The sequence below is a fragment of the Tunturiibacter psychrotolerans genome (assembly GCF_051013365.1).
GTDB classification, from domain to species: domain Bacteria; phylum Acidobacteriota; class Terriglobia; order Terriglobales; family Acidobacteriaceae; genus Edaphobacter; species Edaphobacter psychrotolerans_A.
This window is the reverse complement of record NZ_CP132941.1, coordinates 5,694,228-5,718,059: the sequence shown is the minus strand read 5'-3', so window position 1 is coordinate 5,718,059 and position 23,832 is coordinate 5,694,228. Positions and strand designations below refer to the sequence as shown.

Here is a 23,832-nt window from a genome sequence, read left to right as displayed (position 1 = left end):
TCCAGCCGAGGACAGCGGGTTTCTCCACTGCGCGGGACGAAAAGCCGTCCCGCTTCGGTCGAAATGACAGATTTTTGTTTCGGTCGAAATGAAAGATTTTCGCTTTGGTCAAATGACAGATTTTCGCTTTGGTTGAAGTGACAGATTCTCCGTGATCTTACGAGTTGAGGCGAACAGCGGTTTTCGCTTAGGTGGAATGACAGATTTTCGCTTCGGTCGAAATGACAAAGCTTTTTTGGGTTGCTGGAGGGCGGGTTTTCGTGGCGTTGTTGTGCGATCGAACGGCGCTGACTAGATGAAGGGGAGGAGCTCGGAGTTGCGGGTGGGCTTGTCGAGGATGCGGGCGGTGAGGACGGCACCGGAGCGGTTGTCGTGGAGGGTGATGGGGAAGGCGAGGACGCTCCAGGTAAGCTGGGGTTCTTGCGGGCGGGGTTGGGCCAGCAGGCCGCGATGGGTGCGATCGATGTAGGTTTCGCGGGTGAGGCAGACAGTCTGGAGGACGTCGCTCCAGTCGCGCATGAAGGGACGTAGTTCTTCGTAGACGCTGCGGCCGATGAACCACTCGCGGGGTTGGCCGAGGTATTCGGCCACGCTGTCGTTGCAATATTGCCAGATGCCGTTCTCGTCGAAGATCTGGACGAGCACATCGGAGCCGATGGCCATGGCGATGCGGGAGTAGAAGAAGTCGCGTGCGTCGACGACGACGGGTGCGCCGCGGCGTTTGGCTTCGAGAGAGCTGAGGGCGTCGAGGAGGTCTTCGACAGAGCTGTGACCTTTTAGGAGATGCATGTCTTCGACGCCGCCGAAGTAGCGGTCGATGGTAGCCGAGAGAATGATGATGGGAACGTGGGGACGACGGCGGCGGAGGAGAGCGGCTACTTCGGTGCCGAACTGGCCGGCTCCGAGGTGGTAGTCGAGGACGGCGATGTCGATGTTGTTGAAGAGGTCGGTGGCCTCTTCGATAGTGGCGGCGGGAACGGCTTCGTAGCCGTGCTGGCGCAGGATGGCGGCGCGAAGGTGGAGATTGGTGGGCTCGTCATCAAGCAGTAGTACGCGAACGGGTTGTGCTGTGGTGCTTTGCATTTCGGTAGTGCCGTTACTAAGACCTTCGGGAGGTTCCGCCATCGTTCTACCCCCAACTGCTTCTAAGAGTTATATACGAGGAGGTCACTCGCTGGATGGTTATTTTAGTTTGGACTTTAGATCCCTCAGGAGTTCGGGGAGACGATTGAAGAGTGCTACGGAGCGAAGCCATTGCCGGTTGTCGATGGCGGGATAGCCGCTGACGACTTTTCCGGGGGCTACGTCGTTGGGGATTCCGCTTTGGGCGGTGGCGATGGCTCCGTCGCCGATGGTGCAATGGCCAGCGACGCCGACCTGGCCGGCGAGGATGACGTTTTTGCCTACGATGGTGGAACCGGCGAGGCCGACCTGAGCGCAGAGGAGAGTGTTTTCGCCGACGGTGGAGCCGTGACCGACCTGGACGAGGTTGTCGATCTTGGCGCCGGCGTGAACGCGGGTTTCGCCGATGGAGGCGCGGTCGATGCAGGCGTTGGCCTGGATTTCGACGTTGTCTTCGAGGATGGCGCGACCGGATTGGAGGATCTTGTACCAGCCGCCGTCGGATTGGCGGGCGAAGCCAAAGCCGTCGGCTCCTACGATGGCTCCGTTCTGGAGGGTGACGTTGTCGCCGAGTTGGCAGTGCTCGCGGACGATGGCGTGGGCGTGGGCGAAGAAGTTGTCGCCGATGGAGGCGTGGGGGTAGAGGACGACGTGGGGGAGGATGATGGCGTTGTCGCCGACGGTGACGTGATCGCCGATGACGGCGTAGGCTCCGATGTGGGCGTTCGCGCCGAGGGTCGCAGTTGGCGCGATGGCGGCTGTGTGGTGGATGCCGGGGGCGTAGGCGGGTGTTTGGTAGAAGAGCTCGATGGCGCGTGCGAAGGCGAGGTAGGGGTTTTTGAGACGGAGGGTGGCGGCGTTGATTTCGGGGAAGTCGGGTTCGACCAACACGGCCGTTGCCTGGGTGGTGTGGGCCAGGGAGGCGTATTTGGGGTTGGCGACGAAGGCGAGCGCGCCGGGAGTGGCGGTTTCGATGCCGGCTACCTGGGTGATTCGGGCGGTGGGGTCGCCGTGAAGGGTGGCTCCTAGATGGTCGGCCAGTTCGGCCAGGGTGATGGACTTCGCGGGGGATTGCATGGGGAAGATTGTAGAAGACCTCGGGTTGATGGCGCGGCAAACATCGGGTTTCTCCACTGCGCAGGACAGGAGCTGTCCCGCTTCGGTCGAAATGACAGATTTTTCCGTCGTCTACGAATTTTTCTGTCATCTACGATTTTTCTGTCATCTACGAAATGACAGATTTTTCCTTGAGAGATTGAAAATCAGTTGGGGCGGGTGTTGGGTGGGATGAGGTTGGTGAAGAGATCTTCCTGGAGGCTGGGCACCGAGGAGGCGGGAAGAGGTTTGCGGCGGGAGGGTGAGGTGATAACGGCCAGAAGTTGAAGTTCGGTGATGGAGGTGCGGGGGACGAAGATGCGTTGGGTGTTGGAGCGGACGTCGGGTGGGGTGAGTTGGAGGCCGGCGTCGTGGATGAGGTCGTCAGCGAGAGAGATGTCGATAGGAGCGAGGCCTTCGAGGAGGTCGCCGGAGCGGAAGGTGAGCCGGAGCCAGAGGCCCTCGGTGCGCGGCTTGGCGAGGAAGGTGCGGCGGGTGAGGCGCTCGGGGTTGGCGGTGTCGTTCAGGTTGAAGTCGCGGACGTAGCAGATGTGCTTTATGTCGTTGAGGGCAAGGGGGATGACCCGTCCGCTCAGGTCGAGTAGATCGACGGTGTGGTTACGGACGAAGCCGGCTAGCGGCAGGTAGCCGGGAAGGGTTTCGTTGGTGAGGCGCCGGACGATGACCTTCTTGTGCGCAGAGGACATAAGGACTCGCGGATTGTCGCATACCAGGGACTAGAGCAACGAAAAAGGTGCATTCAGAGTAGTCAATTCGCTAACGCTGTGTTACATTGGCCTTTTGCGTTTACCTGTGCTCACCATTATAAACGCTTGATTCGTCGGAGCTTAGCTTGGCTTTGACGGGTTGAAGTGTCCGGTTTGAACCGGCTTGGAGTAAAAGTACCAGTTATGGCCGACTACATCTACCTGCTCGAAAATCGCCTTTCTCAAGCGCAGCGCTCCGCGTTGCTGGCAGTCCGTGAAGTAGCTCGTGCCAAAGGACTTACCGTGTTTCTAGTGGGCGGCGCGGTACGGGATATGACCAGCGGATCGCCGGTGCGGGATCTGGATGTCGTGGTTCAGGGTAATGCTCTCAAACTCAAGAAAGATATAGAGAAAGCCCACGGTGTGATCACAGGGGAGTCAGAGGGGGCGCAGGCGTTTTTTGTGCGGTTTCCCGGTGGCGTGAGGATGGAGATTGGCAGCACTTTGACGGTCACTTATCCGAAGCCGGGTAAGGCGGTGGTCAAGGCCGCGACGATTCTGGACGATCTGCGGAGGCGTGACTTTACCGCGAATGCGATGGCGCTCTCGCTGAACGACGGATCGTATGGGCTGCTGATGGACCCGCTGAACGGGGTTGCGGATATCGAGAATCGCGAGCTGCGGCTGGTGAGCAACTATGGATTTATCGAAGATCCGGTGAGGATGATTCGGGCTGCGCGGCTGATGGCTCGGCTGAGCTGGCAGATGGATGAGAAGACCCAGGCTCGGTATGAGACCGGGAAGCAGGAGGGGTACATTTCGGCGATGGACGAGTTCCATCGCGGGTATGAGACTGAGGAGATCTTCCACGAGGAGGATCCGCTGCGGGTGTTGACGAGGCTGGAGGCTGAGGGGTGGGTGAAGCACCTGTTCCCGGCGCTGTCTGCCACTAAGGCGAATGTAACGGAGTTGGAGAAGCTGCGGGATTTGCAGGGGCAGTTGCAGATGCAGGGGATTCATCCTGAGGCGTCGGTTGCGAACTTCCCGTATTTGACGGCGAAGATGGCTCCGAAGGACGTCGCGGCGCTGAAGAAGAGCTTTGCGCGGCAGGGATTTGTGGCAGAGATCGAGGCGCTGGAGGATGAGGCGAAGGCGTTTGCGACGGAGCTTTCGGGCAAGGGTGCGGCGACTCCGTCGCAGGCCTGGAAGTTGCTGCATGCGGCCAAGCCGGAGTCGATTCTGTGGGTGGCGCACACATCGAAGAACGCGGGGATTCAGAACAAGTTCAAGGGATTCTTTACGGAGTGGGCTCAGGCGAAGCAGAAGCTGCCGTACACGTTGATGCAAGAGATGCGCATCGTTCCGGAACTGCCGGGATATAACGAGCTGCTGGACAAACTGTTCTTTGAGTTGATGGATGGAAAGCTGGGGACGGTCGAGGAGATGAAGGCGTTCCTTGAACCGTACTCGCCACCGGCACCACCTCCTCCGGTTCATCTGCGTAGGCCGCGTGCGGCGAAGAAGGATGCCAAGCCTGCGAAGAGCCGGAAGAAGGCTGTAGTGGAAGGGAACGGAGAGGGCGTGGAGGCGATTGCGGCTTCCGGTTCGGATGAGGTTTCAGCGAGTGCGCCGTCGGCGGCGAAGAATGGGGCTGGGACTCCCGCGAAGACTGCGGCGGCCGCGGCTCCAGCGAAGGCTGACGCGAAGAAGGCTGCGGTGCCGGTGAAGGCGGCTGCTCCCGTCTCGAAGAATGGTGCAGCGAAGACGGCTGCCAAGGCTCCCGTGAAGGCTGCTGCCAAGAGCGTGGCTGTAAAGCCTGCGGCGAAGAAGGCACCGGTCAAAGCTGTAAGCAAGGCTCCGGCGAAGAAGGCTGTCAAAGCGGTAGCGAAGAAGGCACCGGTGAAGACGGTCGCGAAGAAGGCGGCGGTAAAGGCTGGTGCGAAGAAGGCACCTGCGAAGGCTGTCGCGAAGAAGGCAGCTCCGGCGAAGAAGGCGGCTGTCGTGAAGAAGGTAGCTGCGAAGGCTGCTCCGGCGAAGAAGGTTGTTGTAAAGCATGCTCCGGCAAAGAAGGCTGTGAAGGCGGCTCCGAAGAAACGGCGCTGAGGCTCCGTTTTTTTTCGGGAAGAGGCACAAGCGTAGTACGACGGTTGAGCAACGAGCTTGACCTGATGTCTGTCGCCATTTCGGTTAGTGGCCTGTCGGCCCTATCGAAAAAACTCCTGCAGGTTGTTTTGACGTACCCAAAAGACTTCGTGAAGTGGGTTGAAGTTTTTGCCTCAGCCGAGGGGTGAGGTTCGCACGGCTGCATCTCACCTTTCGAGGTGATCTTCAATGGTGGTTGCAGTGTTGCTGGGGTCTGTGCGGAGCGATCGGATGGGTGATCGTGCCGCCAAGTGGGTTGCGGCTCAACTGGAAAAACGGGGGCATGAGCCAGAGCTTGTTGATGCTGCGGAGTTGAAGTTGCCGCTGCTGGACAAGACGTGGAAAGAGATTAAGAAAGATCCTCCGGCGAAGTATGAGAAGTTGCATGAGAAGCTCGCTCCGCTGGCGAAGCTGTATGCGCGAGCGGATGGCTTTTGCGTGGTGAGCGCGGAGTATAACCACTCGATTCCGCCAGGGCTGACGAACCTGCTCGATTATTTTATGGAGGAGTACTTCTTTCGCCCGTCGGCGATCGTTTGCTATTCAGCTTCGTCGTATGGTGGCGTGCGCGCGGCGATGCAGTTGAGAGCGCTGCTGCCAGAGGTGGGGATGCCGACGATTCCTTCGTTGCAGCCGATTCCTTCGATTGGGAGTTCGCTGAGTGAGGAGGGAATTGCGCTGACACAGGAGTTGGCAGAGAAGAGTGGGAAGTTCTTCGACGAGTTCGACTGGTACATGCGTGCGATGAAGGCGGAGCGTGCCAAAGGTGTGCCTTCTTAATTGGTCTACTCGCCGCGCATGAGTCCTGAATCTTAAGGAGTCGAGCGCTTATGGTCCATGTAACGCGTCATCTCGGAGCTGGGGACGGCGTCGGATGCGAAGTTGAAAGTGCCTTGATCTTTTACTTCGCGTGCTGCTCGTAGAAATGCTCCGAGAGCGGCACGGGCGAAGGCTCCGCCTACACTGATTCTCTTGACGCCGACGGCTGCGAGTTGCTCAACGGAGAAGGTTGCGCCTTTCAGCCCCATGAGGACGTTGACCGGTTTGGAGACGGAGGCGCAGACCTCTCGGATTGCTTCGAGCGTGGGGAGTCCGGGTGCGTAAAGAACGTCAGCGCCTGCGTCGGCAAAGGCCTGAAGGCGACGGATGGTGTCGTCGAGATCGGGTTTGCCGTGGAGGAAGTTTTCTGCTCTTGCGGTGAGGAAGAATTGGTGACGGCTGGCCATCTGAGATGCTGCCGCGATCCGATCTGTAGCGTGTTGTAGTTCGTAGATGGGATCGGATGGGTCGCCTGTGGCGTCTTCGATCGATCCGCCGGCGAGTCCGGCGGCAGCGGCGAATCGAATGGTCTCGGAGCAGCTGTGGGGCGAGTGACCGAATCCGTTTTGAAGATCGGCGGAGACGGGAAGGTCGGTGGCTTTGACGATCTCCGCGGCATTTTGCAGGATGTCGTCGTGGGTTATTTCTGGCGCGGGGTCGCGATGTCCCACGGAGAAGGCATAGCCGGCGCTGGTGGTGGCGAGAGCTTCGTAGCCGAGCGTGGCGAGGATCTTTGCGGTGCCGGCATCCCAGGGGTTGGGAATTACGAAGGCTCCTGGGCGCTCGTGAAGCGCTTGAAAGGCTTTGTATCTTTGCGCGCGTGTCATCTTTGGCGGTCTCCCTGGAGATGTGCGGGGCGAGCTAGCGGTGGCGTTTGAAGAGGGTTAGGGTGCCTACGAAGAGGCTGCCGGCGGTGAGAGTCATCAGAATGATGGCGTGGCGGTAGGCGGCCTGGGTTTTGGGTGGGGTGGCGGCGGTGTTGTCCTGGCATTGGGTACAGCCCTGGGCGTGGGCGAATAGTGGGCTGGCGAGAGATGCGGCGAAGAGGACGCAGGCGAGAAGAAAACTTCGTGCTGTTTCTTTGTGACGGGGGTCGATCGGTAGAGAAGCAGGTTTCTCCCCTACGCTGCGCTCCGGTCGAAATGACAGCGTTTTCTGAGGCGGCTGCGACAGATGCGCTGGTTCATTGGAAGAAGACGAGGAGGGTGAAGAGAAAGAGCCAGCTGTTTCTTTGTGACGGAGGTCGATCGGTAGAGAAGCGGGTTTCTCCACTACGCTGCGCTCCGGTCGAAATGACAACGTTTTTTGAAGCGGTTGCGACAGATGCGCAGGTTTCATTGGAAGAAGACGAGGAGGGTGAAGAGAAAGAGCCAAAGTAGGCCCATGGCGTGCCAGTACCAGGCGGCACCGTCGACTAATATCTGGCGGTTTTCGAGCTGGCGAGAGACGTAGAGGCCAGTGAAGGCGGCGAGAAGGGCGGCGACTCCGAGGAAGAGGTGAATGGCGTGGACGCCGGTAATGAGGTAGAAGAAGTGGCTGCTCTGGTTGGTCTTGAAGAAGACGTGTTGGCGCGCCAGTTGGCGCCACGCTACCCACTGACCTGCGAGGAAGAGTACGCCGAGAACAATGGTCGCCGAGAGCCAGGGTAGAGCGCGGCGGGTGATTGGTTTGCCGAGGCCAAGCCACTCGTCCATGACGTCGGTCTCGCGAAACATGTTGCGGCGGGCGAACTCGATGGTGCCGGAGCTAAGGAGGAGGACGACGGTGTTGAGCCACAGGATGGGCGGAATGGTGGTGGGGAGCCACTCGTTGACGTAGTGGTTGTAGGCGTCGAAGTGGCCGGTGGACTGGTTGACGAAGAAGGTGCTGACGATGGCGACGAAGAACATGAGGTCGCTGGCGAGGGCGAAGAAGATGCCCATGCGATAGCGATGGAGGCGCTCGTAGGGGCCGCGTCGGCCGTGGGGGCGTTCGTTCCAGTTGTCGTTGTCGCCCCCACCGCCGGTGCGCTTGTCAGTGGGTGGACGACGGCCTGCGCCGTTGTCGTGGTCTTCAACGCGTCGTTTTCGTTCCTGCTCAGTTTTGTTGGGAGTGATGATTGCCGGCATGAAGTTGCCCTCTGGGTCGACGCGTTGTGGACAGCTTACTCCGGTTTTGAGTCTGTGGCATTTTGAATTTCGTCCTGAGCGAAAGAGACGGGTGCCCATTGCGGCAGGAACGAAATTTCAACCTTGTTGGATTGATAGTGGCATGGCATTCGGTGAACGGAAATCTCTGATGTATCGGATGCGGATGACGGGGTGAAAGGATTCATGGCCGGATGCCATTCGAGTGTGGTGGCTTGCCATGGATTAGACGACGCGAAGGTTCCTTTGTACAGGGACCGAGCGAGATTTAAGAGAAAGAGGAGCTGGGCGGCGGCGAGGAAGAGGGCTGCGTAGGTGATGAAGCGGTTGAGGGGCAGGGTGTGGGAGAGTAAGGCGCCGGCTGGGCTTAGGGAGCCTCCTGGGCCGGGGATTCCGGTGAGTTGGGCGTAGTGACGGGGTTCTCCGGCCAGGCCGGTGAGGTGCATGGGGAGGAAGACCGCATAAGCTCCGATGAGGGTGCACCAGAAGTGGAGATGGCCGAGAGGCTCGGACAGGAGACGGCCGGGATGACTGTGGGTGGCGGTGAGGAGGGGGAACCAGTAGTAGGTCGCGGCGTAGAGGCCGAAGATGCCGGCCATTGCCATGATGAGGTGAAAGTGGGCGACGACGAAGAAGGTGTTGTGGAGGTACTCGTCGAGAATTGGCTGGGCGAGGATGGGGCCGGTGAGGCCTCCGGTGATGAAGAGGCTGACGAAGCCGAGGGCGAAGAGCATTGGGGTTTTGTAGGACGGGCGGGAACGCCAGGTGGTGGCGAGCCAGCTTAGGACCTTGGCGGCGGCGGGTAGCGCGATGGCCATGGTGGTGATGGAGAAGGCAGAGCTGGCGAAGGGGTTGAGGCCGGCGACGAACATGTGGTGTCCCCAGAGGAGGATGCCGAGGAGGCCGATGAGGAGGGTGGTGAGGATCATGGTGCGATAGGCGAAGACGCGGCGGTGGCTGAAGTTCGCCAGCAGCATGGAGGTGAGGCCCATGCCGGGGAGGATGGCGATGTAAACCTCGGGATGTCCGAAGAACCAGAAGAGGTGGAGCCAGAGGAGGGGGCTGCCGTTGCCGCCGTGGTGGAGGACGCCGTTGACGAGGTCGCCAGTGGGGAGGAAGAAGCTGGTGCCGGCGTGGCGGTCGCAGAAGAGGAGCAGGATTGCTGCGAGTAGGACGGAGAAGGCGATGATGCTGAGGAGGGCGGCGGTGAACCATCCCCAGACGGTGAGGGGAAGACGCTCCCAGGTCATGCCGGGGCAGCGGTTGCGGAGGATGGTGGTGAGGGTATTGATGGAGCTGGCGGTGGAGGCGATGGCGAAGAGAGCGATGGAGGCGAGCCAGAGGTCCATGCCGAGGGCTTGGCCGGGGCCTGCGCTGGGGATTGCGCTGAGGGGTGGGTAGCTGGTCCAGCCGGAGATGGCGGCTCCGCCGGGTGCGAAGGTGGCGCTGAGAAGAGTGATGAGAGCTAGGGCCGTGAGCCAGAAGCTGGCGGCGTTGAGGCCGGGGAAGGCCATGCTGCGGGCGCCGATCTGAGCGGGGAGGATGAGGTTGCCGAAGCCGGCCAGTGGCGCGGTGGTGAGGACGAAGAAGAGCATGATCGTGCCGTGGATGGTGACCAGGGCGAGGTAGTCCTCGGGGAGGATGGGGCCGTGAAGCGGAAGGGGCCAATCGGGCCAGACGAGGTGGATGCGCATCAGCAGCGAGAGTATTGTGCCGATGACTACGGAGACGAGCGCGAGGATCAGGTATTGGATTCCGATGATGCGGTGATCGGTGGAGAAGATGCGGGAGAGGATGGGTTTCGGGGTTCGTTTGCTCGCGCGCTGGGATCGCGTTGGGGGGATGTTGGAGTGCGGGGTCATTGGGCCGCCTTTTGTTGCGTGGCGAGCCAGTTTGCGAATTGGTCGGGCGGGAGGATGCGGAGGGTGGCGTTCATGCGGTAGTGGCCCAGGCCGCAGAGTTGGGTGCAGAGGATCGCGTAGGTGCCGGGGGTGGTGGGGGTGAAGTGGAGGTGGATCGTCTGGCCGGGGACGGCGTTCTGTTTGAGTCGCATCTCGGGGATGGAGAAGCCGTGGATGACATCCTGGGCGTTGAGGCGGAGGTCGACTTCGCGGTTGGCGGGGAGGACGAGCTGGGAGGAGACGTGATCGTCGGCGGAGTGAGGATCTTTGGCGTCGAGGCCGAGGGGGTTGCCTTCGCCGGGTGCTACGAGGTTGGGGTGGGTGAGGCCGAAGGTGGCGTCGGGACCGGGGTAGCGGAAGTACCAGGCGAACTGGACTCCGGTCACCTCGACCTGGAGGGCGGTGGGTGAGGCTCCGGTGTAGCGGGTCGCGGCCCAGAGGCGTTCGGCCTTGACGGTGAGGGTGGCGAAGAGCAGGGCGAGGGCGGCGAGCGGGAGGTACTCGATGCGCCAGAGGTGGTTTGGAGCGGAGTGGCGGCGGGCGAGGAGGCCGGTGAAGAGGATCACGTGGGCCAGGGCGAGGAGGGCGAGGGCGATCCAGAGGTTGAGGAGGAGGTGATGGTCGAGCGCGGGTCCGTGGGCGCTGGCGTCTGTGGGCAAGGACCAGGGAAGTAGGGTTGCGGCGCTGGTGAGGCGGGACCAGATCACCTATGCAGGATATCTTGTCTGTAGTTTTGTCTGCGCTTTCGGTGCTAGGAAGCGACGGTGGTGTGGGCGGCGATTCTGTGAGAGGCGATCAGGTCGAGGAAGAGCTGGTGGACGCGGAGGTCGTGACCTAGCTCGGGGTGGAAGGTGGCGGCGAGGAGATGGCCCTGACGGACCAGGACAGGGAAGTCGTCGCGGGTGGCGAGGGTTTCGACCTCGGGGCCGGTGCGGGTGATGCGGGGGGCGCGGATGAAGACCATCTCGAGGGGGGCGCCGGGGAGTTTGGTGGGGGCGGTGAGGATGGTGGAGTCGATCTGGCGGCCGTAGGCGTTGCGTTCGATAGTGATGTCGAGGGCGGCGAGGGAGATTTGCGGGGGATTTTGTACGTCGTTCGCGAGCAGGATCGCTCCGGCGCAAGTGCCGAAGGTGGGGAGGGTCTGGACCAGGCAGCTGAGGGATTCGAGGAAGCCGTTGCGCTCCAGGAATTTGAGCATGGTGGTGGACTCGCCGCCCGGGATGATGAGACCGTCGATGCTGGGGGTTCCCTCGGGCGTCAGGAGTTGGTCCGGGGTTCGGATTAGACGGGTGGTCACGTCGAGGGCTGCGAGGGTCCTGGCGTGGGCTTCGTAGGCGCCCTGAAGGGCCAGAATGCCGATGGTTGGGGAGCTCGATGCTGTGCGATTATTGGTCATACCTGCTACCCCCACCCCCCCCCATATATGCCGCGTGTAAGTCTATATCTTGCACTTAAGCGAGATCAATGTTCGTAAATTCTTCCAACGAAAGGACTTATAGACAAATTCGTCTCAGCAAAGGACTTAGAACAGAGACGTTCATTCCGAGGAGTCTTTTGGCACGATATTTTTGCCACACTTCCAGTATAGAAGAGTGGAGAGCGTAAATGCGCCACGCGTAACTCTATACGCAAGAGCGGGTTAGGGTGAATGAGCCCTTGACAGCTTTTTGCTGATGTCCCTTTGAGTGCGGAGGAAGCAGGGCAGGGCAAAACCGATGCCTCGCCAGAGTGCCGGCAAACCGGTTGGGGATTTGTCTGAGGCGCCGCTTGGTAGACACGGAATCGTACCGGAGTTCATGGAAGACAACTCGCGGCGTGCATGGGTTGTTTCGCCGATGCTTGATCGACTTCTGTCCTGAGATGACATCTGAGAATTCTTTCTCCTATAGAATGGCCGCGAACGAAGAAGCGACTAACTAAGGTGATAGTTCTTTATGCTGAGGCGGGGACTACTCTTCGCATTCACTGGTCTTGTCTGTACACTCGCTCGAGCGCAAGGTTCGAGAGAGGGTTTCGATCGCGTTCTCAGCTCCCAGGTTCCTCTACAGGCTGATCTTCTCGCTCCCCTCGATGCAGGCAAGTTAGCGCGCGGCGCGGCCGTTCTAGCCAAGGCGCGAGTGGATTGGAATAACCCGACATGTCATTTGCGTGCGGGTGCCATTGTCATGGGCCACATCATCGATCTTGGGCGGCGATCAAAACAGAACAAAGGATCGAGCGTCACCGTAGCCTTCGACCACGCCGAATGCGAGGGCAGTGTGACTCCGTTCACTTTCACTCTGTTTGCCATCATTGCCTATCCCCAACTCGATGAAGGGGTCCCGATGGTCGGCACCGGTGACGTTTATGGCCACGGAGGCATGACGTCTGGTCACGGCGGAGTTCCGATGCCGGCTCCCACGCAGCTGGGCATGGGTAGCGACATGCTTGCAAGACGAGGGGAGACGAAGGATCTCACACCCGCCACCATCGAATCAGGCCAAGTCGTCGGTCTCAAGAAGATCAGCCTGCGCGTTGGCACCGGTCCTGGGGGCTCTTCTATTGTTTCTTCGCCCAAAGACAACGTTCGGCTCGAAGGCGCCACTCAACTTGTTCTCATGCCTGGCGGCACTGTCACTCCTTCACCTCAACTTTCTGCGGCGGGCGTGTTTGGCGACCCAACTTCATCCCCGGCGCCAACACCGCCATCTGTTCCCGCGCCTATTCCCACCACCATTGCGACCAACTCCATCACACCAGTGGCCGCGCCGGAGGTAGACGAAACCAGTATCTGCACCGCGCCTTGTTCCCTAGTTCCTGATGCACCTGGCCCTGCGCTACCTAACGCATCCTCTTCGCTCTCGACCACTGTGCTCGGCTTCACGCCACATGATCGAAGGGAGTATGAGGCCTTCGACTTCGAAGCCACGCTCAGCTTTCTCAACGCGCAGAATCTTCTCTTCACCTACGATCCCCACCATCTGCGCCAGCGGACTCCTCATGGCATCGACGGGGAGTTCGTACGGACGGTTCGTGCGGCCCTTATGGATCCTTCCACTCTTCACGTGAAGCAGATCTTCGATTGGAAGATTCAGGGAGAAGGCCAGTATCTCTGGCATGCTGGCCCCGATAAGATCCTTGTCCATCTCGGTCCCAATCTGCGTGTGCTCGGTCCCGACCTTGCTGTTCTGCGCGAGATTCCGCTGCAGGGCAAACTTGTCTTCGTATCGACGTCACCCTCCGGAGATCACATTGCCATCGGGACCTTGCACGAGCGGCACACTCGCGAGATGCACGACCAGCTTGTCGAAACCCTTAGAAGTCCACCGGAAGAGGATGTTGACATTCAACTCCTCGATAACGATTTCCAAGTGGTGCTTACTGTCCGGCAAAGCTCGGGCCTTCCGCCACCCGTGCTCTCTGCTGCAGGCGAAGTTAGAATCAACTCATTCGGGCTAAATCATTGGCACATTCGGGAATACGGCTGGGACCACAGTGTCCGCACCATTGCGAAGGTGATCTCCCAATGCCGCCCTGACCTTGCAACGCCTCTTCCCGATGCCATCTTCGTAATCGGCTGCAATGGGTCCACCGATCAGAACTGGTATCGCATGTTGCGCCTCGATGGTCATCCTATTCTCGAGAGCCACGGCACGTCCGAAGATCTTGAACAGACTTCAAGCAGCAGCAACGAAGCATACTTTGCTGTCCGAGTCGTCCGCGCCAATAATGCGATATCGCGGGGAGATCGATTTTACAAACAGGACCTCAAAGAGCAGGAAGTGAGCGTCTACCGTGCCAGTGACGGCAAGCGGCTTTTCTCTACCGCTAGCCCCGGTATTTCACTCGCTGAGCAGTCCTTTGCGCTCTCGCCTAACGGCACACAACTCGCCGTCCTTTCAGACCTCACGATCTCGCTTTATCCAATTCCCAAACAGAATCCGTGACAGAGTCGTCTTAGATCAGAGTTCTTCTGAATCATGAGGAAAGGCCGGTCTTTTTGGGTCCGGCCTCTTTTGTAGCGGTCGATGATGCGTTGGATTAGTGATGGCTTGGATTAGTGGGCGCCGCTGGCGTGGAACATCTGGTTGACGGTGCGGATGAAGTGCTCCGAGCCTGGCTTGGGAGGGACGCCGCCGGAGAGGATCTTCTCGTAGGTGACATCGCTGCCATAGTAGGCGGTGGTATCGTCGGTGTTCTGGTGGACTACGTCTCCGGAGAGATCGATGCCGGCGAAGACGCCTTTGCTGCGTGAGTAGGTGAGGAAGGCGGCGTTGGCGACTTCAGTGGTGTTGGCTGAGGTGTTGCGTCCGACTGGGCCGGCCGCTACGGAGGCGTCCCCGCCGAGCTTCAGCTTGTCGTGGAGGAGGCGCTCGAAGGAGTCGTGGGTGGTGCCGACGAGGACAAGATCAGTGGATTGGCCACCGGCCTGGAGACCGAAGCTGGCGCCGCTGAGTTGGATGAAAGCTGGGGCGCTCCAGCCATGACCGGTGCGGCAGCTGACGACGCCCTGTCCGTATTGTCCACCGAAGATGAAGGCTCCCTTTTTGAAGCCGGGAACGACGGCGATGCAAGTAGCTTTGGCTGCGATGTCGTCAGGGATGCCTTTGTCTGGGGTCTCCATGAGTTCGTGAAGGACAGTGCCAGCGGCCTCGATGCGTTGATCGAGTTTTTCGATGTCTGTGGCGGCGGAGGCGCCGACGGTGAGCGACATGGTGAGCGCTGCGGTGGCGCAGAGTGTTTGGATGAAATTTTTGTTCATCATATTTCGTTCTCCCTTGTTTCGCTTGATTTCAGTGTTTGAAATTAAATGACTGTGATGCGATGCATATGAAATGGGAGGAGTTGTGCAGGAGATGGTTGTGATTGATAAACAATCCAGCGGGGAGGAGTTTGTGGATCAATCAATTTATGGAGAAAAATTGTCAGCCGACCACAACTTATTTGCGAGATTGAAAGAAGACAGCGGCTCTACAAACATATGACAAATGCCGTGGAATAGATTGATAGTGTGGCTTTCCAGCGGGCTGAAGCCGGCTCGTCAAGGAGAACCACCTTTATGAAGAAGCAGAGCAGTACGATGTCGAATCCGCTGGATCGCCGCTCGTTTATGAGAGGCGGACTGGTGGCAGGGGGCGCAGCAGTAATGGGCGCCGGATTGTTGAGCGGCAGCAGAGAGGCTGTGGCGCAGGACTATAACAATGGACGCGGTCTCAGCAGGGGGGATGCAGCGATTCTTCGGTTTCTGGCCGCGGCGGAGCTGATCGAGGCTGATCTTTGGACGCAGTATGCGGAGTTGGGTGGCCTGACGCCGGGCCAGAAGCCGGTAGAGGACACCCCAAACTTCACCCCGATGAATAACTATCAGGGGGCATTGATGGCCCTCGATGGAGATGGTCCGCAGTACATTACCAGCAACACTTTGGATGAGGTCAGCCACGCAGACTTTTTGAATGCGTATCTTGTATCGAAGGGCGTGGATCCGGTTAATCTCGATCAGTTCCGTACGCTTCAGGGAAGCAAGGCGACTGGTGCGAAGAACATCGGCCGACTCACGAACCTGATGCACCTGAACGTCGATACGAGCTGGTTTACGCGATATCGGAGCACGACGAATCCTGATGCAGGTGCGACGTTTCCGCAGGCTGTTACGATCACCAACCGCAGTGCGATTCCTGTGACGAATGCCGACTTCAACAATCCGAGTCATATTCAGGTGATCGCCAATATTGCGGCGTTTCATTTTGGTTCGATCGAAGCCGGCGGTTCGAGCCTGTATGCGAGCCTGTCGCAGAAGGTTTCGAGCGCAGAGGTGCTGGAGATCACGCTGGGAATTGGCGGCGATGAGATTGCGCACTTTCTGGAGTGGGTCGACTTTGCGGGTAATGGATGCCAAACGCCGGTTGCTCCTGTAACGGACAATGGGCTGACGTTTCCTAACTTGTTCGCGAACCCAGGCACACCCGAATTTCAGCCGAACCTTATCTTCCCGGTGCCTGCCGAGTTCATCAGCCCGAACCTTCCCAAGTGCGCGACCATTCGACCTTTGACCGACAAGTTTGCCGGGCCTAAGGCTGCGGTTGCAGCTTTGACTGGCTCGGGACTCTTTACCGGGCAGAGCAATGGGTTTTTCGCTACGCTCGAGATCCTCGCCGATCAAGCTGAAGCTGCGAGCCGTTTCTAGCCTTCCGCTGATCATTTGAGTGCCTGAACCAACGGAGCTCTTGGGTTTCTGGAGGATTTCTATTCAGAGACCGGAGCTCCTTTTTCCTCAAGCGGCGGCGGGTTTGGGACCGATACATCCTTCGTGGGATGGGTTGGAAGGCGAAGATGGTTTATACCGGAGATGTGTTAGATCTTCGGGCCAAAGTTTGGGTGTGTGTCGTGCCGTTGTTGATGGGCTTGCCGGTGAGGGCATCGGTGCCATCCGCGGTTTCTGTGTGTCGATTTGGGGCGACGGTTCCGGAAGAGATTGTTGTCACAGAGCCGGTCGATAGCGAGGCTGCGATGCGTGAGAGTCTCAGGCGCGACGCGTCGGATCATCCGGGAGAATTCGTCGTGTTTCTGACGCGGACGGGTGCGGACCACTTTGTGAGGGAACACCGGGATGATGTGGAACGCGAGACGAACAGCAGGGTCGTGTCGCGGGGGATCGTTGGGTACTGGCAGGGGAAGACGCTGGTGGTGCTGCCGTGGGCTCCGTTGAAGAACTTTCAGTAGTCGTTCGCCGCGGCTTGAAGGGAACGACTCGGCAACTCTCCAATAGATTGGTAGATCGCAAGAAGTGCGGCTGTGTCTGGTTTACCAGCCGCGGGTTTGCATGAGGTCTTGCTCTTCGATGGCTGCTGCGGCGAGACCCTTCATCGAACCGATGACGGCTTCGCTGGCTTCGGCGACGATCTTGGGGTCGTTGAAGTGGGTGGTGGCGATGACGATGGCGCGGGCGCGGCTGACGGCTTCTTCGCGCTCCTTCGGATCGTTTTCGACGTCGAGTGGAGTTGCGCGTTCCTTCATGAAGATGCCGGAGCCAACGAAGATTGTTTCGGCACCTAGTTGCATCATGAGGGCTGCGTCGGCAGGGGTGGCGATGCCGCCTGCGCTGAAGTTGGGGACGGGGAGTTTGCCGGCCTTTGCGACCATGCGGACGAGCTCGTAGGGAGCGCCGTGGACCTTGGCGGCGTTGTAGAGCTCTTCGTCGCCGAGGACGGTGAGGGCTTTGATCTCACGGACGATCTGGCGCATGTGCTGGACGGCGTGAACGACGTCGCCGGTGCCGGGCTCGCCTTTCGTGCGGATCATGGCTGCGCCTTCGGCGATGCGGCGGAGGGCTTCGCCGAGGTTGCGCGCGCCGCAGACGAAGGGCGTGGTGAAGGCGTGTTTGTCGATGTGGTAGGTCTCATCGGCGGGGGTGAGGACTTCGGACTCGTCGATGAAGTCGACGCCGAGATGCTGGAGGACCTGGGCTTCGGCGAAGTGGCCGATGCGGGCCTTGGCCATGACGGGGATCGAGACGGCGTTGATGATCTGCTTGATGAGCTTGGGGCTGGCCATGCGGGCTACGCCGCCTTCGGCGCGGATCATGGCGGGTACGCGCTCGAGGGCCATGACGGAGATGGCTCCGGCCTCTTCGGCGATGCGGGCCTGCTCGACGTTCATGACGTCCATGATGACGCCGCCTTTGAGCATCTCGGCGAGGCCGAGCTTGAGGCGGAGGGACGGGGAGCCGAAGTTTCCGTTGCCGTTGAGGGTGGGGTCTGCCATGGTGTCTCCTTGATTCTTGACTTGCTGGTGCGCGGGTGGTGGCGCGCTTGTGTAGCTTATGTCCGCAAGATTCTTAAGTTTAGCAGTTTTGTGCTGGAGTGATTGGGTTGTGTTTGGGTGTTGTTGCGTGTGATTTGAAATTTCTTCTCTGCGTGAACCACTAGAATGGGTCCATGGAGATCAAACGCAGCGGTTCGCAGCCTTCGGGCAAAGGTCCGGCAGAGTGGTTTACCGGCACAGTTCGGATTGACCCGCTCTTTCAGGCGCCCGATCCGGCATTTGTTGGCGGTGCGAGCGTTACGTTCGAACCGGGAGCGCGTACTGCGTGGCATACGCATCCGCTGGGGCAGACTTTGATTGTGACTGCGGGCTGTGGCTGGGTTCAGCGGGAGGGCGATGCGGTTGAGGAGGTTCACCCGGGCGATGTGGTTTGGTTTTCGCCGGGAGAGAAGCATTGGCACGGAGCTACGCCGACTACGGCTCTGACGCATATTGCGATTCAGGAACGATTGGACGGCAAGGCTGTGGAGTGGATGGACCACGTCAGCGATGAGCAATACCGGCGATGATCCACTCCGTGGAGTGCATTCCCCCTTCGGGTCGCTGCTCCCGTTGGTCGCGATGAAGATCTTCGCGCCGCTCGACGAAGATATGACGAGGCCATTAACGACTTTGAGGCTTTCGGGATGGATTTAGCTGAAAATTCAACGGTGGTTTATCCGGGGCCGAGGGTTGCAGGCTCAAGCTTCGCATAAGGGGCGTTGTGTGCCCTGACGGAGGCTCCTGAATGGTTGGTGAACTGACGATCGTGATTCCTGCCAAGAATGAAGTGGCGATGCTGCCGAGGTTGCTGGAGTCTCTTTGCAAACAGGACTATGTGGGGATGGCGGAGACGCGTGTGCTGGTGGCAGATGCGGGTTCGACCGATGGCACTGTTGAGGCGGCGCTGGGATTTCGCGGTCGGCTCGCGGTAGAGGTGGTGCCGGGTGGGCTGCCTTCGGTGGGGCGCAACGCTGGGGCGAAGCTGGCTACAACGAAGTATGTGCTGTTTCTGGATGCGGATGTGGAGCTGCCGGAGCCGACGTTGCTGCGGCGAGCGCTATGGCGGATGGAGCGGCGTGGGTTGCATCTGGCGACTACCAACATTGCTTGCCGACAGGGTAGTTTCTTCGATGATCTGCTGTACGCGGGAAATAACCTGATGCAGCGGGTGGGCTCGTTTACGAAGCCGTTTGCTACGGGGATGTTTATGCTGTTTGACCGCGAGGTTTTTTGGGCGCTGGGTGGGTTCAATGAGCGGGCTCTGTTTGCGGAGGACTATCTGCTGTCGAAGGGCGTGGCGCGGCAACGGTTTCGCATCGTGCGCGGGCGGGTGCTTACGACGAATCGGCGGTTTCAGAAGCTAGGGCACTGGCGGATGGTCTGGATGTTCTTCAAGACGATGGTGCATACCTGGGATGAGGAGTATTTTCTTGAGGACCAGGGGTATTGGGGTGAGGCTGGGTAAGGAGCTGTCTTGCCGGACGGGCCCACTGCGCGTGGGGCGGCCACTTCGTGGCTTGTGTACTCTTTCTGGCGATCATTAGGTGCTTTGGTCCGGCCGTTGGCCGGCGATTACACCTCTGGCGGGGTGATGCCGGCGGCGAAGAGGAGTTTTTCGTCGATGGCGATGAAGAGTCCTTTGCTGCGGGCCAGGACGGTACCGTCTGGGTGTTGGATCTCGGCTTGATGGAAGAGCTTTCGGCCTGGTGTGCCGTCTTTTGCGGGGCGGTTGAGATGGAGGCCGATGAGGACGAGCGGCTGGTAGAGCGGGACGGGACGAAGATAGTCGATCTCCATGTGGCGAGTCATTGCGAGCACGTTGAGGGGGCGATTGAGCTTGCTCATGGCTTCGTCGAGCAGCGCGGCTACGATGCCGCCGTGGATGTGGCCTGGGGGGCCCTCGTGCATGCGGTCGAGCTGGAAGTGACAGGTGGCGGTGATGGCTTCCGGGTTTGACGTGTCTGTGGTGAAGCTGAGATGAAGGCCCTGAGGGTTGGCGGGGCCGCAGCCGAAGCAGTGATTGGCGCGCTCGTCGATGGTGGGATTGCCGTCCATCGAGGCCGGTGTGTGGCGGGCGGTGTCGGGTGTAGTCATCGCTTCCTCGGTTGCATGTAGCCCATTGTAGCGAAAAATGAATAGCCATTCATTTTAAATGGGAGTTCAACGTTGGCTTACGGTGCGATTTCTTATGCGAAGAGCTAGGGGATGTCTTCAGCAGCTCGTTTGAGCGCTAGGAGCCACTGGTTACCGGCTTCGGTGAGTTTTTGGGAGGGATAGAGTTTAACCATCAGCGGCCCATCCATCGACTCTTTCATGATGAGCAAGGTTTGATTGCCTGGTTGGGGCCGCAGCTCCCACACGTGGATCGCTTTCGCCGTCAACGCGGTGCCGGTCCAACTCAGACGGCGTTCCGGTTCAAATAGCTGCACCTGCGAGTGAATGTCTGTACCGCCCGTCTTCCATGAGAAGCGTGTCCCATTCTGCAGCGGCCCTTCAACGGTTACGCTTTCGACCTGCTTCGCCCATGTGGGCCAGGAGGACGCGCCAATCAAGAGTGCCCACACCTTGGCCGGTGGCGCCGCGATTTGGATCTGGAGGTGAGTTGTTACGGGTGCGTCTTCATGAATGGAGCCGGTCGCGGAGAGTCGATTGAGCGTAGCGAGCGAGTCTCCGCAGCCGCAAATGGTAAACGCTCCCAAAAGAAGCAATACAGCTACGAGCATCGTTCGCATCCGTTTATTTATCCTCTTGCGGCCAGATTGGTCCCTGCCAATCGAGATACGTAATCGTTGCGAGACAGTTCAATCTGGCTTTCTACCGAACTTACTGGTAGTGGGTTCGCCGACGAAGACCAGGCAGTCGTTCGGGTCGGAGATGTGAAATTCCGTCATGCCGTAGTCGCGGTCGAAGAGGTCTCGGATGCGGTAGCGATCTTTGAGGGTCTTTACGTGCTTCCAGAGTGGGTGAATGTTGGAGACCTCGATGTAGATCTCGGTGTGGCCGCGAACACATTGCATGACCTCGTCCGAGGCTGCTTTTTGGAAGTGGATGGTTTGGCCGTCGCGTTCGACGATGGAGTATTCAGGGGATTTCATGATCGAGGTGAAGCCGAGAACGTCTTGGTAGAACGCGATTGTCTCTTCCATGTTGGCGACGGTGAGCATGGGGCTGATACGTTTTGCGATGGTTGCGGTTGACATTGCGCCTCCGTGCGGCTGCTTTGCTGCTGTAGAAGGGTATGCCACAGAGCGAGATTTTCAAGCGGTGCAAACAGAGATGATTCCGGGGCCGAACTTTTCGATCTTGTCGAGGCCGAGGCCTTGAATGGATCGGAGTTGTGTGAGGTTTTGAGGATGCGCAAGGACTATGTTGCGGAGGGTTGTGGAGGCGAGGACGAAAAAGAGCGGGAGGTTGAGGCGTTCGGACTCGGCCTTACGCCATTCGCGTAGGCGCTCGTCGAGAGCTTGTTGCTCTGGCGTGAGGGAGTCGATGGGGTCGGGCGTGGTCGACCGTCGCTCACGAACGTAGACTTCGAGACGCGGTATCGGGTTTGCAGGCAATGGACGCTGCAGCGATTTGTTAGGCATCGCTTCCGGCTCGTACTCTTCCATGCAGGTAGCCAACAGCGAAAGGTAAAACGATTCCGGTAAATCCCCCCGAAGATAGCTAAGATCTTTTAGCTCTGAAATCGACTTGGGGCGAACACGGAGTATTTCTGAGATCGCCGCGTCGGAGAGCAGATCAGAAGCTTGTTGATTAAATTTGAGTGACTGCGTCTCAGCGAAGCTTCGCAAATCCTCTTCTAACGCTTGGCGGTGATCGAGTGCATCGATTTGATCATTTTCTTCTTGACGCTTTCGTCTCAAAATCCGCTCTGGATTTATAAAGCGTCTTTTAGCTCGCTTGACTCCTGGCGACGTCGATGGCGTGGATTGTTGATGACGGGGATTGTGTTTACTCGATGCAAACTCCGGATCACGGCAAAGACCGACTATGGCGGCTCCATAGCGGTCGGCTTTTTCTGGGCCTATACCAGAGATTGCTAGGAGGGAGCTTATCGTTGTTGGCCGAGCTAGAACGATAGAGTGAAGCACTGAGGCCGAAAGAACGAAGAAATCTGGTACACGCGCTTTGGCGGCTTCAATTTTCCTCCAGTCAGTCAGTTTTGATTTAAGTGATTTCTGATCCGCCGTGAGATCACTATCTGCACGCTCTGCTTTTCGTTGGAGGGTTCTAGGATTTATACCTAATGCGCGGGGATTTGTTCCCGATGCTCGAGAACCCTTGCGCTTCTGCGTTCCTATGGTGGTTGAGGGACCGGCGTCTTTGAGGAGTAGGTCGGGTGGGAGGGGGCCGGTGAGGGTGCGGCCTTCGTGGGTGAGGGAGGCTTTTTTGTAGGTGACTACGTTGCCTTCGGGGTTGGTCCACTGGTCGGTGATCAGCGTGATGAGGCCGGAGCGGGTGAGGGCGTCGAGGAGGGTGTCGAAGACTTTGCGGTCGGCGGCGGGGGTGTTGCGGAGGGAGGAGGTGGAGAGCTCGGTGTGGAGTTTGCCGGTGGCGCGGCTTTGGCCGTCGAGTGCGCGGAGGATGGCGCGGAGTTGGCGTTCTTCGTCGGTGGTGGGTGGGCGGAAGGTTTGCGCGGTTGCGCTTTGAGGGGAGCAGAAGTCGCAGTGGCCGCAGGGGCGGAGGCCGTCGTCGGTGTCGCCGAAGTGTTGGATGAGGGCGGCCATGCGGCACTGTGCGGACTCGGCGAACTGGACCATGCGGTCGATCTGGGAGCGGCGGAAGGCGATCTGTTCGTCGTAGCCCTTGCGCCAGGCGGCGCTGCGGGGGGCGTCTTTATCACTGTTTGGGGCTTTGCGAACGTTGCCGGCCATGTCGATGTTGGCGGCGCCCTGGGCGATGAGTTTTTCGACGGCTTTGTCGAAGGTCTCGGCGTCCATCTGGAGGCGCTGACGGAGGAGGTCGGGCATCTGGTAGTCGCTGGTGAGAAGGGCGGCAACGCGGGTGAGATCGGTGATGGCGGGGTAGTCGCGCTCGAGGAAGAAGTCGTGCATCTTGCGGTCGGCGAAGGAGTGGAGGAGAACGGTGCGTGAGGGTTTGCCATCGCGTCCGGCACGGCCGATCTCCTGGTAGTACTGCTCGACTGAGCCGGGGAGCGCGGTGTGGACTACGGTGCGGACGTCGGCTTTGTCGATGCCCATGCCGAAGGCGATGGTGGCTACGACTACTTCGAGGTTTCCACTGAGGAAGTGGCGTTGGACGCGTTCGCGCGTGGCGGGGTCGAGGCCTGCGTGATAAGCGGCGGCAGATCCGCCAAGCGTGGAGGCGAGGTCTTCGGCGGCTTTGCGAGATGGTGCGTAGACGATGGCGGGGCGGTTGGATTTTTCTCTGAGGAGGTTGGCGGTGAACTCGTTGCGGCGGGGCTTGGAGAGCTCGACGACCTCGATGGCGAGGTTGTGGCGGCGAAAGCCGTGGATGAAGAGATCGGGTTGGGTGAGTTTGAGTTGGGTGATGATGTCGCGCTGGACGGTGGGCGTGGCGGTGGCGGTGAGAGCGATGACGGGGGCTGGGCGCAGGGCAGGGAGGAAGTCGCCGAGGGTGCGGTAGTCGGGGCGAAAGTCGTGACCCCAGGCGGAGATGCAGTGGGCCTCGTCGATGGCGATGAGGGACGGCTTGCGGCGGGCGAGCATCTCGGGAAAGTTGGGCACGCGCATGCGCTCGGGTGCGATGAAGAGGAACTGGAGGGTGCCGTCGAGGTAGTCGCGGCAGGCCTGTCGGGCTTCGTCGCGAGAGAGGCCGGAGTGGATGCGGGCGACGCGGAGGCCAGCGGCGGTGAGTTTGGTGGCCTGGTCGTCCATGAGGGCGATGAGGGGGGAGATGACGAGGGCGGTGCCGCCGCGGGCGATGGCGGGGAGCTGGTAGCAGAGGGATTTTCCTGCTCCGGTGGGCATGACGAGCAGAACGTCGCGGCCATCGGTGGCGGCGCGACAGACGGCCTCCTGGTTGGCGCGAAACTCTGCGAAGCCGAAGGTTTGATGGAGGAGGGTTTCGAGGTTCATTCTGCTAGATCGAGTTTCGCATAATCTTCGTGTGAGGGCGAAGTGGTTTGCGTCGTGGTCGAGGTAGACAGTTTGA

Annotated in this window: 23 protein-coding genes; 8 read left to right on the top strand and 15 right to left on the bottom strand. The window is 59.6% G+C overall.

Annotated features, from left to right (window positions below; all coding sequences use genetic code 11):
- Positions 1–291 precede the first annotated feature (291 nt).
- From RBB76_RS24295 to RBB76_RS24285, 3 genes are all read right to left on the bottom strand, one after another.
- Positions 292–1,125, bottom strand: a complete 834-nt coding sequence (locus RBB76_RS24295) for a response regulator (protein WP_429630382.1) — start codon at positions 1,123–1,125, stop codon at positions 292–294.
- Positions 1,126–1,182: 57 nt separating this feature from the next.
- Positions 1,183–2,178, bottom strand: a complete 996-nt coding sequence (lpxD, locus tag RBB76_RS24290) for a UDP-3-O-(3-hydroxymyristoyl)glucosamine N-acyltransferase (protein WP_429631140.1) — start codon at positions 2,176–2,178, stop codon at positions 1,183–1,185.
- 206 nt (positions 2,179–2,384) lie between these two features.
- Positions 2,385–2,924 (bottom strand): DUF6982 domain-containing protein, encoded by a 540-nt coding sequence (locus RBB76_RS24285; protein ID WP_429630384.1) that lies wholly within the window; start codon positions 2,922–2,924, stop codon positions 2,385–2,387.
- Between the two features lie 204 nt (positions 2,925–3,128).
- Here RBB76_RS24285 and RBB76_RS24280 point away from each other — a divergent pair, with 204 nt between their 5' ends.
- Positions 3,129–5,027 (top strand): CCA tRNA nucleotidyltransferase, encoded by a 1,899-nt coding sequence (locus RBB76_RS24280; RefSeq protein ID WP_429630386.1) that lies wholly within the window; start codon positions 3,129–3,131, stop codon positions 5,025–5,027.
- Positions 5,028–5,255: 228 nt separating this feature from the next.
- Positions 5,256–5,846 carry an NADPH-dependent FMN reductase gene (locus tag RBB76_RS24275; protein ID WP_429630388.1) on the top strand — a complete coding sequence of 197 codons (591 nt, stop codon included), beginning with the start codon at positions 5,256–5,258 and terminating at the stop codon, positions 5,844–5,846.
- Positions 5,847–5,878: 32 nt separating this feature from the next.
- On the opposite strand, the gene RBB76_RS24270 is transcribed toward RBB76_RS24275, so the two are convergent.
- From RBB76_RS24270 to pdxT, 6 genes are all read right to left on the bottom strand, one after another.
- On the bottom strand, positions 5,879–6,712 hold the full coding sequence (locus RBB76_RS24270) for an isocitrate lyase/PEP mutase family protein (protein ID WP_429630390.1): 834 nt from the start codon (positions 6,710–6,712) through the stop codon (positions 5,879–5,881).
- 34 nt (positions 6,713–6,746) lie between these two features.
- Positions 6,747–7,157, bottom strand: a complete 411-nt coding sequence (locus tag RBB76_RS24265; RefSeq protein WP_429630391.1) for a hypothetical protein — start codon at positions 7,155–7,157, stop codon at positions 6,747–6,749.
- 62 nt (positions 7,158–7,219) lie between these two features.
- Positions 7,220–7,993 carry a cytochrome c oxidase subunit 3 gene (locus tag RBB76_RS24260; protein ID WP_429630393.1) on the bottom strand — a complete coding sequence of 258 codons (774 nt, stop codon included), beginning with the start codon at positions 7,991–7,993 and terminating at the stop codon, positions 7,220–7,222.
- Positions 7,994–8,028: 35 nt separating this feature from the next.
- On the bottom strand, positions 8,029–9,873 hold the full coding sequence (locus tag RBB76_RS24255; protein ID WP_429630395.1) for a cytochrome c oxidase subunit I: 1,845 nt from the start codon (positions 9,871–9,873) through the stop codon (positions 8,029–8,031).
- Positions 9,870–10,619 carry a cupredoxin domain-containing protein gene (locus RBB76_RS24250; RefSeq protein WP_429630397.1) on the bottom strand — a complete coding sequence of 250 codons (750 nt, stop codon included), beginning with the start codon at positions 10,617–10,619 and terminating at the stop codon, positions 9,870–9,872. The genes RBB76_RS24255 and RBB76_RS24250 overlap by 4 nt, the downstream gene beginning before the upstream one ends.
- A 44-nt stretch (positions 10,620–10,663) precedes the next feature.
- The gene (gene pdxT, locus RBB76_RS24245; RefSeq protein WP_429630399.1) at positions 10,664–11,308 is read right to left on the bottom strand and encodes a pyridoxal 5'-phosphate synthase glutaminase subunit PdxT; all 645 of its coding nucleotides are present in this window, start codon (positions 11,306–11,308) and stop codon (positions 10,664–10,666) included.
- A 538-nt stretch (positions 11,309–11,846) separates the two neighbouring features.
- On the opposite strand from pdxT, the gene RBB76_RS24240 reads away from it, so the two are divergent.
- On the top strand, positions 11,847–13,838 hold the full coding sequence (locus tag RBB76_RS24240; protein ID WP_429630401.1) for a hypothetical protein: 1,992 nt from the start codon (positions 11,847–11,849) through the stop codon (positions 13,836–13,838).
- A gap of 110 nt (positions 13,839–13,948) precedes the next feature.
- Here the strand turns inward: RBB76_RS24240 and RBB76_RS24235 are convergent, their stop codons facing one another.
- Positions 13,949–14,656 (bottom strand): lipid-binding SYLF domain-containing protein, encoded by a 708-nt coding sequence (locus RBB76_RS24235; RefSeq protein ID WP_429630403.1) that lies wholly within the window; start codon positions 14,654–14,656, stop codon positions 13,949–13,951.
- Positions 14,657–14,738: 82 nt separating this feature from the next.
- On the opposite strand from RBB76_RS24235, the gene RBB76_RS24230 reads away from it, so the two are divergent.
- The 3 genes from RBB76_RS24230 (at position 14,739) to RBB76_RS24220 (ending at position 16,611) form a co-directional block, all read left to right on the top strand.
- A complete protein-coding gene (locus RBB76_RS24230) occupies positions 14,739–14,876 on the top strand; it encodes a hypothetical protein (protein ID WP_429630405.1) in 138 nt (45 codons plus the stop codon).
- 74 nt (positions 14,877–14,950) lie between these two features.
- The gene (locus RBB76_RS24225) at positions 14,951–16,075 is read left to right on the top strand and encodes a hypothetical protein (RefSeq protein ID WP_429630407.1); all 1,125 of its coding nucleotides are present in this window, start codon (positions 14,951–14,953) and stop codon (positions 16,073–16,075) included.
- Between the two features lie 146 nt (positions 16,076–16,221).
- Positions 16,222–16,611: a hypothetical protein gene (locus RBB76_RS24220; RefSeq protein WP_429630409.1), complete on the top strand. Its 390-nt coding sequence runs from the start codon at positions 16,222–16,224 to the stop codon at positions 16,609–16,611.
- Positions 16,612–16,692: 81 nt separating this feature from the next.
- Here the strand turns inward: RBB76_RS24220 and pdxS are convergent, their stop codons facing one another.
- Entirely contained in the window at positions 16,693–17,652 is a 960-nt protein-coding gene (gene pdxS, locus RBB76_RS24215) for a pyridoxal 5'-phosphate synthase lyase subunit PdxS (RefSeq protein WP_429630411.1), read from the bottom strand.
- Between the two features lie 173 nt (positions 17,653–17,825).
- On the opposite strand from pdxS, the gene RBB76_RS24210 reads away from it, so the two are divergent.
- Both RBB76_RS24210 and RBB76_RS24205 read left to right on the top strand, forming a co-directional pair.
- Positions 17,826–18,221 carry a (R)-mandelonitrile lyase gene (locus RBB76_RS24210; protein ID WP_429630413.1) on the top strand — a complete coding sequence of 132 codons (396 nt, stop codon included), beginning with the start codon at positions 17,826–17,828 and terminating at the stop codon, positions 18,219–18,221.
- 218 nt (positions 18,222–18,439) lie between these two features.
- Positions 18,440–19,159, top strand: a complete 720-nt coding sequence (locus RBB76_RS24205) for a glycosyltransferase (protein WP_429630415.1) — start codon at positions 18,440–18,442, stop codon at positions 19,157–19,159.
- Positions 19,160–19,266: 107 nt separating this feature from the next.
- Here RBB76_RS24205 and RBB76_RS24200 read toward each other — a convergent pair whose 3' ends face one another.
- The 4 genes from RBB76_RS24200 to RBB76_RS24185 all read right to left on the bottom strand — a co-directional run bounded on the left by RBB76_RS24200 (position 19,267) and on the right by RBB76_RS24185 (position 23,756).
- Positions 19,267–19,788, bottom strand: coding sequence for a PaaI family thioesterase (locus tag RBB76_RS24200; protein ID WP_429630417.1), 522 nt, complete (start codon positions 19,786–19,788; stop codon positions 19,267–19,269).
- Between the two features lie 104 nt (positions 19,789–19,892).
- The gene (locus RBB76_RS24195) at positions 19,893–20,426 is read right to left on the bottom strand and encodes an SRPBCC domain-containing protein (protein WP_429630419.1); all 534 of its coding nucleotides are present in this window, start codon (positions 20,424–20,426) and stop codon (positions 19,893–19,895) included.
- 69 nt (positions 20,427–20,495) lie between these two features.
- Positions 20,496–20,894, bottom strand: coding sequence for a VOC family protein (locus RBB76_RS24190; RefSeq protein WP_429630421.1), 399 nt, complete (start codon positions 20,892–20,894; stop codon positions 20,496–20,498).
- Between the two features lie 57 nt (positions 20,895–20,951).
- Complete coding sequence (locus RBB76_RS24185) at positions 20,952–23,756, bottom strand: RecQ family ATP-dependent DNA helicase (protein WP_429630423.1); 2,805 nt, start codon at positions 23,754–23,756, stop codon at positions 20,952–20,954.
- Between the last annotated feature and the right edge of the window lie 76 nt (positions 23,757–23,832).